We start from the raw sequence: 13,770 nt of genomic DNA, 5'->3' as shown, positions 1-13,770 counted from the left end.
CGTGTCAGGGTTTTGATGCCGTCACATCGGCACTTCGCTCAAGGCGCTCATGAAAGTTTCATGTGCATTCCGATAGTTTCCAGCCGCAAGGTGCGGCTTCGACGGCGGCCGGATGGCGGCATTGACCGTCCACTCACATGTCAATACCGTCTGCGATGCGGCCCATTCGCGGCCGAAACTTTCGGAATCGAGTGCTTCCTCCGGAGGTCGATGTCCGTGCATTCGTCCAAGGTCCTCAGAGCCCTCGCGTCAGCGGGGATGGTCGCCGCCTTCCTCCTGCCCGCCGGCCCGGCGCAGGCGTCCGCGTCCCTGCGCGCGCACGCCGAAGCCCGCGGCACGTTCATCGGTACGGCCCTCGCCACCGGCCCGCTGTCCGACGAGGCCTCCTACCGCGCCATCGCGGGCGGGGAGTTCAACCAGGTGACGGCCGAGAACGCGATGAAGTGGGACGCCACCGAGCCCAGCCAGAACCAGTTCACCTTCTCCGGCGCCGACGCCGTCGTGAACTTCGCGACCCAGAACGACCAGCAGGTCCACGGCCACACGCTGGTGTGGCACAACCAGACGCCGGGCTGGGTGCAGAGCCTCGGCGCCACCGCGATGCGCGACGCCATGCGCAACCACATCAGCCGCGTCGTCGGCCGCTACGCCGACAACCCCGCCGTGGTCTCGTGGGACGTCGTCAACGAGGTCTTCGAGGAGAACGGCGACTTCCGCAGGTCGTTCTGGTACAACACGCTCGGCGAGAGCTACATCGCCGACGCCTTCCGCGCCGCCGACCCCGACGCGCGGCTGTGCATCAACGACTACAACGTCGAGGGGATCAACGCCAAGAGCACCGCGATGTACGACCTGGTCTCGGAGCTGCGCGACCAGGGCGTGCCGGTCGACTGCGTCGGCTTCCAGGGCCACCTCGCGACCCAGTACGGCTTCCCGAACGGCCTCCAGCAGAACCTGCAGCGCTTCGCCGCCCTCGGCGTCCAGGTCCGCATCACCGAGCTGGACGTCCGCATCCAGATGCCGAGGAGCGCCGCCAAGGACGCCACCCAGGCCACGTACTACCGCGACGTCGTCAACGCGTGCCTGGCCGTCACCGCCTGCGCCGGCGTGACGATCTGGGGCTTCACCGACCGCTACTCCTGGGTGCCCGACCAGTTCCCCAGCGAGGGCGCGGCGCTGATCTACGACGAGAACTACCGGACCAAGCCGTCCTACACGGCCGTGCACGACGCGCTGGCGGGCGGCACGAGCACCGACACGACGCCGCCGACCGCGCCGGGCGCGCCGAGCGCGGGCAACGTCACGTCCGGCTCGGCCGCGCTGACCTGGACGGCCTCCACCGACAGCGGCGGCAGCGGGCTGGCCGGCTACGACGTCTACCGCGAGCAGGGCGCGACCGACACGCTGCTCGCGCAGAGCGCGGCCAACTCGGTCACGCTGACCGGCCTGACGCCGAACGTCCAGTACCAGGTGTACGTCCGGGCGCGCGACGGCGCGGGGAACCTGTCGGCCAACTCGCCGCTGGGCACGTTCACCACCCAGGCCGGGCCCGGTGGCAACGGCGGCTGCACCGCCGCGGGCACCGTGCAGAACCAGTGGAACAACCGGTACGTCGTCCAGCCCGCGACCGTCACCAACACCGGCACCTCCGCCATCAGCGGCTGGACGGTCACCTTCACCCTGCCCCCGGGGCACACGCCGGCCGGCTCCTGGAACGCCACCCTGACCGTCAGCGGCCAGACCGTCACGGCCCGGAACGCCGGCCACAACGGCAACCTGGCGCCGAACGGCAGCACCACCTTCGGCTTCCAGGTCAGCCGCCCGAACGGTGACACGCAGACGCCGTCGGGCTACACCTGCGCCTGACGGCCAGCCGCGGGGCCGGAGATCCGCACGAGGTCAGCGTTCGAGGGTGATGCCCTCGCGGGCCAGGTCCTCGATGACGCCGTCGACCAGCCGGGTGGCGACCGTGTGACGCAGGCGGCCCTCGTCGCGCAGCTCGCGTACGGCGGGCACGGGGTCGGGGTCGGCGAACAGGCGCTCGTCGGAGTGGTCCGCCGGCCTGCCGGTCGGGTCGACGGTCCACCAGGACGCCTCCAGCGCGATGCCGTTCGGGTCGCTGAAGTAGATCGAGCGCAGGAAGCCGTGGTCGATGACGTCGGTCACCTCGCACCCGTGCTCCTTGAGCCGGTCGCGCAGCCTGAGCAGGGCGTCCTCGTCGGGCAGGTGCAGCGACAGATGGTCGAACTGGGCCGCCTTCGCGTACGGCACGCCGGCCGGCTTGGCGAAGCTGTCGATGGGCTGGTCGGTGTACTCGAAGAAGGCGATGGTGCTGCCCTCGCCGATGTCGAAGAAGTAGTGCCTGAAGGCGGGCAGGGCCAGGGTGGCGACGAGACGGGCGTCGAGCACGCCGTGCCAGAAGCGCACGGTGGCGTCCATGTCCGTGGTCACCAGGGCGAGGTGGTGCACGCCACGCCAGTGCACCGTGTCGGGGGTCGCAGCCATGGCCCAATCGTATGCCTTTCAACTATCCCCGGTAAGTCCTTGCTCCCTGTCCCTTTTGTCAGTGTTCCTCGTGTCAGTGGAGTCTGGCGCCGTACACGTGGTCGACCGTCATCACCATGAGCACTCTGCGGTCGGACACCATCACCGACCGGTACTCCTCCCAGTCCGGATGCTCTCCGGCGGCGCGGCGGTAGTAATCGACCAGCGCCTCCACCTCGGGCCCGCGGGGGTCGCCTCCCGGGCCGGTGAGCGTCGCGACGCCGTCGGCGGTGGCCCACGCCCACCCGTCGGGGCTGGTGACCTCCAGCGAGACGCGCGGGTCACGGCGCAGGTTCGCGGTCTTCGCGCGGCCCTCGGTCATCGACACGTAGATGAGCTCGGCCTTCTGGTCGTAGAAGGGCATGACGGGGGAGAGCTGCGGGCGGCCGTCGGACTTGATCGTCGCCAGCACGCCGAGCCGGCTCTCGGCGAGGAGCGTGCGCGGGTCATACGGAGTGTCGGTCATGGGGCCATCCTCAACGTTCACACCGATATGAAGGTCAAGCGCGGGCGGCTTCTCGGCCAGTGTCGCGCTGTGACTCGCCGAAGAGTTCTGGTACGCGATCGAGAAGGCCGGGCGCAGGCGCTCGCCACGAAGCCGGCGAGCGCCTGCGACGAGGACCGCGAGTGGCCGTGGCTGGAGGCGCAGCCCGGTCGGGCGGATGGGGAGGTTGCGGAAGGGGTGAGCTGGTGGAGGGTGGCGGTGGGTGATCGCCGGCAAGGAGGCTCCATGAGGTTCTCGCCCAGATCGCTGGCAAGGAGGTTCCATGAGGTTCTCGCCCAGGGCGCGGTCTTTCGTGGCGGGGCTGTTGGTGAGCAACAGCGCACCGCACCTTGCGACGACGATGGCGGGGCGGCGGCACTGCACGCCGCTGACGGGTAAGAGGTCCGGGCCCGGGGTCAACCTGGTGTGGGGGCCGGCGAACCTGACCCACGACCGCGCGACCCCGTGAACCCGCGACTCCGCGAACGGTGCCTGGGCGTCAGCCCTTGACCGAGCCGGCGAAGGTGAAGGAACCGGCGAGGTACTTGTTGACGGCTACGTACAGGGCGACGGCGGGGGCCGTGTAGAGGATGGAGAAGGCGGCCAGCTGGCCGTAGGCGACCTGGCCGTACTGGGAGAAGAAGGTGTAGACGGTGACGGCGGCCGGTTGTTTCTCGGGGGTGTCGAGCAGGACGAAGGGCGCGAAGAAGTTGCCCCACTGGCCGACGAACACGAAGATCGCCACCACCGCGATCCCTGGCGCCATCAGCGGCCCCACCACCGTCCGCAGCGAGCGCACCCACCCGGCCCCGTCCACCCAGGCCGCCTCCTCCAAACTGACCGGCACCCCGTCCATGAAGTTCTTCATCATCCAGATCGAGAACGGCAGCGAGCTGGCCGTCAGGAACAACACCATGGCCGGCACGGAGCCGTACAGGTTGAAGCGGAAGAACATCGCGTAGACCGGGACGAGCACGGCCGTCACCGGCAGGCCGGTGGTGAACAACAGGGTCAGCATGAACGGCCGGCGGAAGCGCGACCGGTAGCGCGACAGCGGGTACGCCGCCAGCCCCGCCACCACCACGGTCAGCAGCGCCGTGGAGCCGGAGATGAGGATCGAGTTGATCAGCGGCAGGATGATCGTCTCCCACGTGAGCACGGCGCGGAAGTTGTCCAGGGAGAAGGCGAGCGTCGGCGCGGCCGCCAGCGTGGCCTCCGGCTGCACCGAGGCGATCAGCACCCACAGGAACGGCCCGGCGAAGGCCACGGCGACGAGCAGAAGGGCGAACCCGGCGGCGGTCCGCGCGGCGAGCCGGGTCATGCGTCCTCCACCTTGATCAGGCGCAGGTAGACCAGCGAGAACAGCGCCCCGATCACCAGCAGCACCAGCGCGATGGCCGAGCCGTACCCGATCTCGAAGTAGCGGAACGCCTGCTCGTACATGTACAGCGGGGTCGTCTGGCTGGCCGTGCCGGGCCCGCCGCCGGTCAGCGCGTAGATGAGGCCGAACGAGGCCAGCGTCTGCAGGGTGATCAGCATCAGGTTCGCCATGATGGAGCGGCGGATCAAGGGAAGCGTGATGTGCACCAGGCGGCGTACCGGACCGGCCCCGTCGACGGCGGCGGCCTCCACCAGGTCGGCGGGCACCTCCGACAGCGCCGCCGAGTACACCAGCATCGAGAACGCCGTCCCGCGCCAGATGTTGGCCAGGATGACCGCGACCATCGGCGCGGTGTACAGCCACTCCTGGGAGATGCCGAGCACCGTGTTGAGCGTCCCGTCCTCGGCCAGGAACGAGAACCAGCAGGCCGCGGCCACGATCTCCGGCATCACCCAGGCGGCGATGACCACGCCGTTGACCACGCTGCGCGTCGCCCGGCCGCGCCCGCGCTGGAGCAGGGCGATGACCAGGCCCAGGGTGTTCTGGCCGATGACGGCCGAGCCGATCACGAAGACGAAGGTGAGCAGGAAGGAGTTGAGGAAGTTCGGGTCGCCGAAGAGCCGGATGAAGTTCGCGAAGCCCACGAACTGCGAGTTCACCGAGGCCGAGCCGGTCAGCGTCTCGTTCGTGAAGGCGATGTAGACGCTCCACAGGATGGGACCCGCCAGGAAGATCGCCAGCAGGACGAGGGAGGGCGCGAGCGGCAGCAGCCAGCGCAGCACCCCGCGCCGCGACGGGCCGCCCGCGGGCGCTCCCGTCGCGGCCGGGGGCCTCGCGGTGGCGACCGTCATCGGGCGACGACCCGGTCGGCGCCCCCGACGGCCGTGGGCAGCGCCCGCGCGTACGCCGCCGTGGCCTCCTCGGGAGTCCTCGCGCCCGTCGTGACGGCCTCCATGGCCTCCTGGATCTGCGCCGAGACCTTCGGGTACGCCTCGTACGCCGGCCGGTAGTGCGTCACCGCGGCCAGGTCGGTGAAGAACTTCACGCTCGGGTTGTCGGCGCTGTACGCCGGGTCGGCGGCGACGTCCTTGCGGGGGGCCAGGTCGCCCGTGCCCACCGAGTACGTCAGGGAGTTCTCCTTGTTCGTGGCCACGGTGATGAAGTCGAACGCCTCCTTCTTGTGCGGGGTGTAGGCGCTCATCGCCATGACCCAGCCGCCCGACATGCTGACCGCACCGGGCTCCTGGCCGTTCTGCGTGGGCATGGCCGCCCAGCCGATCGTGTCCTTCCACTGCGGCCACGGCTTCGTGCTGGTCGGCTTCCAGGCGGCGGCCGTCCAGGCGCCGTCGAGCGAGATGCCGAGCTCGCCTGCCGGGAACCACTCGAAGTTCATCTTGTCGGCGAGCTTGGCGTTGTGCGCGTCGGCCTGCCGGGGGGCGAGCTGCTCGCGGTAGATCGTGTTGACGAAGGACAGCGCGTCGGTGAAGTTCTTCCCGCCCGCCACCCACTTGTCCTGCGCGTCGTCGTAGAGCGTGCCGCCGGGGGTGCCGTACAGGAGCATCTCGAAGCCCTGCATGGTGGTGGCCTCGCCGTGGATCTTCGTGGAGTACATGCTGAACGGGATGACGCCCGGCACCCGCTGCTTGATCGTTCGGGCCGCCGTCAGGACGTCGTTCCAGGTCTTGGGCTCCCACGGGACCGGCAGGCCCGCCTTGGTGAAGACGTCCTTGTGGTACCACAGGCCGCGGGTGTCCGTGCTGATCGGGACACCGTAGATCTTGCCGTCGCCGCCCCTGGCGGCCTGCTTGACGGAGTCGGGGAACTGAGTCTGCCAGTCGGGCCAGGCGGCGAGGTGTTCGTCGAGCGGGGCCAGCTTGCCCGCCGCGACGTCCGCGTTCACCTGGAACGTGTCGTGGTAGTAGAGGTCGGGCGCCGAGCCGGGGGAGCGGTTGAGCAGCGCCAGCTTGGTGTAGTACGCCTCCGGGGTGCCCTGCACCGGGGTCAGCTTGATCGTCACGCCGGGGTGGGCGGCCTCGTACTGCTTCTTCGCGTCGGCGAGCATCTTCTCCAGATGCGGCCACGTCACATCCACCCTGTAGAGGACTTCGAGCTCCTTGCCGCCGGGGTTCTCCTGTGAGGCGCCGGAGCCGCAGCCGGCCACCGCCGCCAACAGCAGGAGGGAACCGGCCAGCCTGCGCATCATCACGGCCTCCCCTTCTGTGGGTTAACGCGACCGTAGATCTGTCGATCAACCGGGTCAACGGGCGCGGCCTGCCTGGAACCGCACCCGTTGAGCGTCAGAGGCTCGCCTGGTCGCGTTCCGCCTGGGCCAGCAGGTCGCGCGTCGCCGCCTCCGCCGCGTCCGGATCGCCCTCGCGTACGGCGTCCAGCACGGCGCGGTGGGTCGCGGCGAACCCCGGGCGCTCGCCCGTCGAGTGCACCAGCCGGTCGCGGGCCGACAGCGCCGCCGCGATCAGCGGTGGATACTCAACTCCGTCCTCTACGCCGGGGTCGGCGCGATCGGGGCCGTGTTCATCTCGGCCTGCGCCGGGTACGCGCTGGCGAAGTGCGCGTTCCGGGGGCGGGAGGCGCTGTTCGACGTCGTCCTGGCCGGGGGTGCTGCTGCCGATGACGGCGTTCGGCCTGCCGTTGTTCCTGCTGATGTCGGAGCTGGGGCCGGCCAACACCTACTGGGCGGTCCTGCTGCCCAGCCTGGTGAGCCCGTTCGGGGTGTACCTCTCGCGGGTGTACGCCTGCACCGTGCCGGACGACGTGCTGGACGCGGCCCGCTCCGACGGGGCGGGGGAGTGGCGGATCTTCCCGCTGATCGTGCTCTCGGGCGCGCTCCAGCGGTTCCGGCGCGCGGGCCTCACCGACGGGAGAGTGTGCGAGCAGCGGCCAGGGCCCGTGGCGGTCATGGCGTCAGGAGGTCGTGCAGGGCCTGGGCGAACTCCGCGGGGCTGCGCAGGTAGCCGACGTGGTCGCCGGGCAGCTCGACCGCGGTCGTGCCGAGGAGCTCGGCGACGGCGAGGGTGGTGCGGTGCAGGGGGCGGCCTCGGGTGTGGGCGCCGTACGCGAGGACGACCGGCGCGGCCCGCAGCGCCGCCGCGTCGGGGACGAACGCGCTGAACGGGCGCAGCTCGTACAGCACGCTCGTCTCCAGGTTGGCGGCCATGCGGGTGAGCATGGCGCGCACCCACGACGGCAGCCCCGGGTCCGGCTCCGGCGGCGCCGGCACGCCGGTCTCCTCGCCGAGCTTGCGCAGCGCCGGGCCGATGCCCTCGCGCGCGTGGAGGTCGGTAAGCTCCTCCGCCAGGCGCCGCCAGCGCGCGCCGTCGGGCAGCAGGCCGAAGACGGGCGGCTCGTGCGCCACCAGCCGGCGCACCCGTCCGGGGTGGCGGGCCAGCAGGTCGAGGGCGATCATCGCGCCTGAGTGGGTGGCGAACACGTACGCCGGGTCGGGGCCCGTCGCGTCCAGCAGCCGGAGCGCGTCGCCGGTGTGCTCGTCGACCCGCTGCTGCGCGGGAGGGCCCGTCAGAGGGCTGCGGGTGGCGCCGCGACGGTCGTAGGTGATCACGGTGTAGCGGGCCGACAGCGCCTCGGCCAGCGGCGCCGCCATCGCCGCGTCGGAGCCGCCGCCGATGATCGTGAGCAGCGCCGGGCCCGAGCCGCGTACCTCGAAGTAGAGCCGCGCGCCGACGACGTCGAGCACTCCAGAGTCCATTGAGCGCTCACTCTAGACGCCGCACGACCGGCCGCCAACCCATGCCATTTCCGTGATTTCGGGAAATAGCCCGTGCCGGGTATTTCCACGAAAGGGCGTTTTCGACTTTTCGGCCGTCGGCACATGCCGCCGCATGAGATGGCCCGCAGGGTCCGGCCGGTACGAGGATTCGTGCCGTTCGCCGGAGACGCCGGCGTGGCGGACTTACGACAAGTCGGGATTTGGCCACACGAATCTCATAGACACCCCAGATGAGGATGACTAGGAATTCGGTAGTTCTGCTTACCGATTTTCTGGAGGTCGTCCATGCTGCGTGGCTCTGGCCGGCCGGGCCGATGGCGGCGGAGGACGGTGATGGCCGTCTCGGGGGCCATGGCGGCCTCGCTGCTCACGGTGCCCGGCGCGTACGCGAGCACCGCACCCCCCGTGACGTTCACGGGGGGTGCGGTCAGCGACGAGATCACGTTGATCACCGGTGACCGGGTACGGGTGCGAGCCTTGGACGGCGAGCACAGCACGGTCTCGGTCACCCCCGCGCCCAGGGCGGACGGCAGCGTGCCGTCGTTCCAGGTGCTGGAGACCGAACGGGGCACGACCGTCATCCCCGACGACGTCGCCGCCCTGGTGCCCGAGCGGCTGGACACGGAGCTGTTCAACGTCTCGGCGCTGGCCGAGCAGGGCGTCGGCGCCGCCATCCCGCTCATCTTCACCTACGCGGGCAACGCCACCAAGGCCGCCGTCCCCGGAGTCGAGCAGGTCCGCACCCTGGAGAGCATCGGCGGCGCCGGTGTGACGCTGGCCGCCTCCGACGCGGCGGGGTTCGGCACCGAGCTGACCAAGCTGGCCTCCCCGTCGCCGCGGACGCGGGCGTCCGGGCCGCTGGCGGGCGTGTCGAAGATCTGGCTCGACCGCGAGGTGAAGCCGGATCTGACCGAGAGCGTCCCGCAGATCGGCGCGCCCGAGGCGTGGGCCGCCGGGTACGACGGCGCCGGCACCACCGTGGCAGTGCTCGACACCGGCGTGGACGCCGCGCACCCGGACCTCGCGGGCAAGATCGCCGACCAGCGTGACTTCACCGGCGAGAACGCCACCGGCGACCCCCACGGTCACGGCACCCATGTGGCGAGCACGATCGCGGGCACCGGCGCGGACGGCGGCAAGGGCGTGGCCCCCGGCGCCACCGTGCTCAACGGCCGCGTCCTCGGCGGCGACGGCCAGGGCCAGCTGTCGTGGGTCATCGACGGCATGGAGTGGGCGGCCGCGGAGAAGCACGCCGACGTCGTCAACATGAGCCTGAGCAGCTCCGAGGCGGGCGGCCCGCTCACCGAGGCCCTCGGCCGGCTGACCGGCCAGTACGGGACGCTGTTCGTGGTGGCCGCCGGCAACGACGGCTGCGACGCGTGCGTGGGCTCCCCCGGCGACGCCCCGGAGGCGCTCACCGTCGGCGCGGTCGACAAGCAGGACCGGCTCGCCGACTTCTCCAGCAGGGGCCCGATCGTCGCCGACCAGAGCGTCAAGCCCGACGTCACCGCCCCCGGCGTGTCCATCACCGCCGCCAGGACGGGCGGCGGCCAGGTGGCGATGTCCGGCACGTCGATGGCCACCCCGCACGTCGCCGGCGCGGCGGCGCTGCTGCGCCAGGCCCGTCCCGGGATCACCGGCGGCGAGCTGAAGTCGCTGCTCATGGCCACCGCCAGGCCCGGCGCGGACATCCCCGTGGACGCGCAGGGCGCGGGCCGCATCGACGTGCCGGCCGCGCTCGCGAGCACGGTCGTGGCCTCGGCGGGCTCGCTGCACTTCGGCCGGGTCACCGTCGGGGAGGAGAAGACCCTCGCCATCGGCTACCGCAACCTCGGCCAGGCGCCCGCCGAGCTGCAGCTGTCGAGCGGCGACGGGTTCACCGTCGAGCCGGCCAGGCTCACCGTGCCCGCCGGCGGCACCGCCGAGGCGAAGGTCACCGTCAAGGCCGGCGAGGAGGGGACGCTGCGGCAGGAGCTGACGGCGTCGGGCGTGCGCACGCTGCTGACCGCCGCCGTCGAGGACAAGCGCGTCGAGCTGCGCGTCCGCGGCATCGCCCGCGACGGCCGCAATGCCCGCGGCGGCTTCACCGTGCTCAACCTGGACGAGGGCACCCTCGTGGGCCGCCAGCTGCCCGGCGACCCCGCCCAGCCCTGCAGCTACGACAGGTTCGGCTCCGGCACCTGCCTGATGGTCAAGCCGGGCACCTACGCGGTGCTCGGCCACATCTTCACGATGCCGGCCACACAGGACAGCACCGCCTCAGGAAAGCCGCTGCACGAGAGCCTCGTCGGCGATCCCCAGATGGAGATCACCGGCAACACCGAGGTCGTGCTCGACGCCCGCAAGGCCGTCGAGGTCGAGGTGGAGACGCCCGACCACACGACGAAGCGGAACACCGGGGCGGCCGCCGCCCTCCAGTGGTACCGCGCCGGCGAGCAGGGCATGGCGCTGCGCGGCGGCACCCACATCTCGCCCGGCGGGCAGATCGAGGAGCGGCTGTTCGTCCAGCCCACGGAGAAGGTCACCAAGGGCACGTTCGTGGTCTCCACCCGCTGGCGGCTGACGGCCCCCGAGGTCACCCTCACCACGCCGGGCCTGCGCCTGGACCCGCAGTACGTGGACCCGGTCCAGTTCAGCGACTACGCCACCGAGTTCCCGCGTCTGGACGGCACCCGGCTTCTCCTCGCGGTGGACGCCGGCCGGGGCACCCCGGAGGAGATCAAGGCGCGCAACCTGCGCGGCAGGCTGGCCGTCATCCGCCGCACCGACGGCGTGCCCGTCTCCACGCAGTCCAACGCGGCCGCGGCGGCCGGAGCGGCGATGGTGGCCGTCTACAGCGACAAGCCCGGCGCCGACGTCACCACCGGCGGCAACCGGGTCAAGCTCACGGTCCCGACCGTGCGGCTGACCCACGAGGAGGGCCTGAAGCTGGTCGAGCGGCTGCGCCGACTGCCCGTGCCGATCGTGGCCAAGGGCATCGTGGCCAGCCCGTACGTCTACGACCTGTACCTGCGCGAGCAGGGCCGGGTGCGCGACTCCTTGACGTACGTCGTCCGCAGCAGGCCGCAGGCCAGGATCGAGACCGACTTCCACAGCCAACTGGCCGACGACGTGATGGTCAACGAGGCCCGTTTCGTCTTCGAGCCCTGGGACGAGCTGTCGATCTCGACGAACCACCCCATGGCCAAGGCGCCGCGTACCCGGATCGACTACGTCACCCCCGACCCGGACCTGCGGTGGACGTCGTCGGCCGGAGCACCGGAGCGGCACTACAACAACCTGTGGCCGCACACCCCGACGCCGCTGGTGGAGCTGTCGTCGCCGGAGCTGCGGCCGTACGAGAAGGGGGAGCGGATCAGCCGCACGGCGTTCAAGCAGCCGCTGCTGCCGGGAGTCAACCCGCGTGACCCGCTGCGCCGCGAGGGCGACCTGCTGCTGCTGTCGATGCAGGGCTTCGTGGACGCCCAGGGCAACTACGGCTCCGCGTTCAGCAGCGACTACGACAACGGCATGAAGACCGACTTCCGGCTGTACCAGGGCGACACCCTGCTGTGGCAGACGAACTACCTGCCCGCGGGCGGGGGCGATCTGCGGCCGGAGAAGGACACGTACCGGATCGAGTACGAGCTCGCCAACGAGGCCGTGTGGGCGAAGATGTCCACCCGCACCAAGGGCGTGTGGACGTTCAGCTCGGAGCACGCCGAGGGCACGACGGTGATCCCGCTGCTGCTGGCGGCCTTCGACGCGCCGGTGGACCTGAAGAACCGGGCCGGCTCCCGCAAGCTCGGCCTGTCCCTGCGCCACCAGGAGGGCGCGCAGCAGAGCGCGATCAAGGACGTGTCGCTGGAGGTGTCCTACGACGACGGCGCCACCTGGAAGCCCGCCCGGCTGCGTGACAAGGGCGAGCGGTCGTGGGAGACGACGCTCGGCGGCCGGTCGCCGTCGGGGTTCGTCTCGCTGCGGCTGAACGCCTCCGACGTCAACGGCAACACCCTGTCGCAGGAGGTGATCTGCGCCTACGCGCTGCGCTGACGGCACACGGGAACGCGCCGGCCGCGAGGGGTTTCCTCGCGGCCGGCGCGTCGCGTCACGGGGCTCAAGCCCGGCGGGAGCGGGGCTCATGCCCAGCGCGGCTCGTTCACGGGGGCCCCGGTCACAGGGGCCAGGTTCGCAGCGGCAGGGAACGCGGCGCGGGTGAGCAGGGCCTGCGACACGGCCGCCTTCATCAGGGCCGCGCCGCGGACGACGGGCACCAGCGTCAGGGCGAACAGCACCCCCACCAGGGTGTTGAAGCCGACGAACACCAGGTCGCCGTCGCCCAGCCCGAGCAGCGCCGGCAGCCCGCCGTCGCTGCCCGGGATGGCGGCGATGACCCAGCCGTACAGGGGGAAGAGCAGGCCCGCGATCGCGCCCGCCCACCACACGAGGGTGACCACCGCGGCCGCCAGCGCGATCGGGAGGGCAACGATGCCGTGCAGCAGGTCCAGCCACGCCTGCCCGCTGGTCAGCGGGTTCATCACGCGGCGGAACCAGCTCGCGCCGGCGGGGGCGGGCCGGTACGGAGGGCGGTCCACGGGGTGGCCGAGCACGCCCGGGAGCGCGACGCGTTCGACGTCGGCGAGGTTCCTGGCCATGGCGGCGGTCCCGGCCAGGATGGGCAGGCCGGCGAAGACGACGGCGGTGCCCACCCCGGCCGAGACGCCGGCGACCACGCCGGTGAAACCGATCACGGCGGCCGGCAGGCCCAGCAGGATGTAGCGGGTGTCGGTGGTGAGGCGGCGCTGGAGGGTTCTCATGGCGAAGACGCTACGGACCCCGACCGCCCCGATCGATCCTGCGCACGGCCCACCCGACGGTAGGGACAGCCCTACCCGAAGCCGCGCTCCGCCCGGTCGCTGCGGAACGCGTCCAGCCGCGCGAAGTCGAGGTCGTGGGCCGAGACCGGCGCGTCGGGCGGGCCGGTGAAGAAACCGGTGTGCGTCGTCGGGCAGGGGTTGGCCAGCCCGGTGACACCCGCGCACGGATGCCCGTGGTACGTGGTCTCGTGGTGCCAGTCGCTCACCGCCACGTACGTCATGAACTCGTACGCCCGGGCCACACTCATGTGCTGCCACAGCTCGCGGGCGGGGGCGGGGCCGTCCCAGCGGGTCAGGGAGAAGGCGGGCACGAGCACCGCGTCGAGGCCGTCGCGCCCGGCCAGGCCGGCCGAGTACCACAGGTCGGCGCAGAGCAGCACGTGCAGGCGGCGGCCGTGCAGCTCGAAGCCGGGGCTGGGCCGGCCCGGCCGCACGCCGGAACGCAGCTCCAGCCCGTACGGATGCACCTTGTCGTACTCGGCGAGCAGGGCGCCGTCCGCGGCGAACACCGCGCCGCGGTTGACCCTGCCGGCGTCGTGGGAGTCGTCGTAGTGCGAGCCGCCCACCACGGCCATGCCCGAGCCCTTGGCGAGCTCGCGCACCCGGGCGAGGTAGTCGGCCCGGGGCAGCGTCGAGCCCGCCAGCTCGGGCAGCAGCATCACGTCGCCCGAGGCCGATCCGGCGAGCTCCTCGACGGCGTCGAAGTTCGCGTGACCGTCCGGGGACCAATGAGGGGGCTGAACCAGGAGGATCTTCACGA

The 13,770-nt window shown here is 71.5% G+C and carries 13 protein-coding genes; 3 read left to right on the top strand and 10 right to left on the bottom strand.

Annotation, left to right across the window (positions count from 1 at the left end; genetic code table 11):
- Positions 1–210: 210 nt before the first annotated feature.
- Positions 211–1,866 carry an endo-1,4-beta-xylanase gene (locus ACIBP6_RS23930; protein ID WP_397055476.1) on the top strand — a complete coding sequence of 552 codons (1,656 nt, stop codon included), beginning with the start codon at positions 211–213 and terminating at the stop codon, positions 1,864–1,866.
- 33 nt (positions 1,867–1,899) lie between these two features.
- Here the strand turns inward: ACIBP6_RS23930 and ACIBP6_RS23925 are convergent, their stop codons facing one another.
- Both ACIBP6_RS23925 and ACIBP6_RS23920 read right to left on the bottom strand, forming a co-directional pair.
- Positions 1,900–2,505, bottom strand: coding sequence for a VOC family protein (locus ACIBP6_RS23925; RefSeq protein ID WP_397055474.1), 606 nt, complete (start codon positions 2,503–2,505; stop codon positions 1,900–1,902).
- Between the two features lie 73 nt (positions 2,506–2,578).
- Positions 2,579–3,010 carry a PPOX class F420-dependent oxidoreductase gene (locus tag ACIBP6_RS23920; protein WP_397055472.1) on the bottom strand — a complete coding sequence of 144 codons (432 nt, stop codon included), beginning with the start codon at positions 3,008–3,010 and terminating at the stop codon, positions 2,579–2,581.
- Between the two features lie 301 nt (positions 3,011–3,311).
- Between ACIBP6_RS23920 and ACIBP6_RS23915 the strand changes: the two genes are divergently transcribed.
- The gene (locus tag ACIBP6_RS23915) at positions 3,312–3,497 is read left to right on the top strand and encodes a hypothetical protein (protein ID WP_397055470.1); all 186 of its coding nucleotides are present in this window, start codon (positions 3,312–3,314) and stop codon (positions 3,495–3,497) included.
- A 30-nt stretch (positions 3,498–3,527) separates the two neighbouring features.
- On the opposite strand, the gene ACIBP6_RS23910 is transcribed toward ACIBP6_RS23915, so the two are convergent.
- The 6 genes from ACIBP6_RS23910 to ACIBP6_RS23885 form a co-directional block, all read right to left on the bottom strand.
- Positions 3,528–4,349 carry a carbohydrate ABC transporter permease gene (locus tag ACIBP6_RS23910; RefSeq protein ID WP_397055469.1) on the bottom strand — a complete coding sequence of 274 codons (822 nt, stop codon included), beginning with the start codon at positions 4,347–4,349 and terminating at the stop codon, positions 3,528–3,530.
- On the bottom strand, positions 4,346–5,260 hold the full coding sequence (locus ACIBP6_RS23905) for a carbohydrate ABC transporter permease (protein ID WP_397055467.1): 915 nt from the start codon (positions 5,258–5,260) through the stop codon (positions 4,346–4,348). The genes ACIBP6_RS23910 and ACIBP6_RS23905 overlap by 4 nt, the downstream gene beginning before the upstream one ends.
- On the bottom strand, positions 5,257–6,612 hold the full coding sequence (locus ACIBP6_RS23900; RefSeq protein ID WP_397055465.1) for an extracellular solute-binding protein: 1,356 nt from the start codon (positions 6,610–6,612) through the stop codon (positions 5,257–5,259). Before ACIBP6_RS23900 ends, ACIBP6_RS23905 begins: the two co-directional genes overlap by 4 nt.
- A gap of 94 nt (positions 6,613–6,706) precedes the next feature.
- Positions 6,707–7,096, bottom strand: coding sequence for an FCD domain-containing protein (locus ACIBP6_RS23895; protein ID WP_397055463.1), 390 nt, complete (start codon positions 7,094–7,096; stop codon positions 6,707–6,709).
- A complete protein-coding gene (locus tag ACIBP6_RS23890; RefSeq protein ID WP_397055461.1) occupies positions 7,097–7,282 on the bottom strand; it encodes a hypothetical protein in 186 nt (61 codons plus the stop codon). It abuts the gene before it with no gap.
- 41 nt (positions 7,283–7,323) lie between these two features.
- Positions 7,324–8,133 (bottom strand): alpha/beta fold hydrolase, encoded by an 810-nt coding sequence (locus ACIBP6_RS23885; RefSeq protein WP_397055459.1) that lies wholly within the window; start codon positions 8,131–8,133, stop codon positions 7,324–7,326.
- A gap of 354 nt (positions 8,134–8,487) precedes the next feature.
- Here ACIBP6_RS23885 and ACIBP6_RS23880 point away from each other — a divergent pair, with 354 nt between their 5' ends.
- Entirely contained in the window at positions 8,488–12,186 is a 3,699-nt protein-coding gene (locus ACIBP6_RS23880; protein WP_397055457.1) for a S8 family peptidase, read from the top strand.
- Between the two features lie 86 nt (positions 12,187–12,272).
- Here ACIBP6_RS23880 and ACIBP6_RS23875 read toward each other — a convergent pair whose 3' ends face one another.
- Both ACIBP6_RS23875 and ACIBP6_RS23870 read right to left on the bottom strand, forming a co-directional pair.
- Complete coding sequence (locus ACIBP6_RS23875) at positions 12,273–12,950, bottom strand: sensor domain-containing protein (protein WP_397055455.1); 678 nt, start codon at positions 12,948–12,950, stop codon at positions 12,273–12,275.
- 71 nt (positions 12,951–13,021) lie between these two features.
- Positions 13,022–13,768 carry a carbon-nitrogen hydrolase family protein gene (locus tag ACIBP6_RS23870; RefSeq protein ID WP_397055453.1) on the bottom strand — a complete coding sequence of 249 codons (747 nt, stop codon included), beginning with the start codon at positions 13,766–13,768 and terminating at the stop codon, positions 13,022–13,024.
- Positions 13,769–13,770 lie beyond the last annotated feature (2 nt).

This window comes from Nonomuraea terrae, assembly GCF_044465245.1.
Taxonomy (GTDB): domain Bacteria; phylum Actinomycetota; class Actinomycetes; order Streptosporangiales; family Streptosporangiaceae; genus Nonomuraea; species Nonomuraea terrae.
This window is presented reverse-complemented; position numbering and strand designations above follow the sequence as displayed.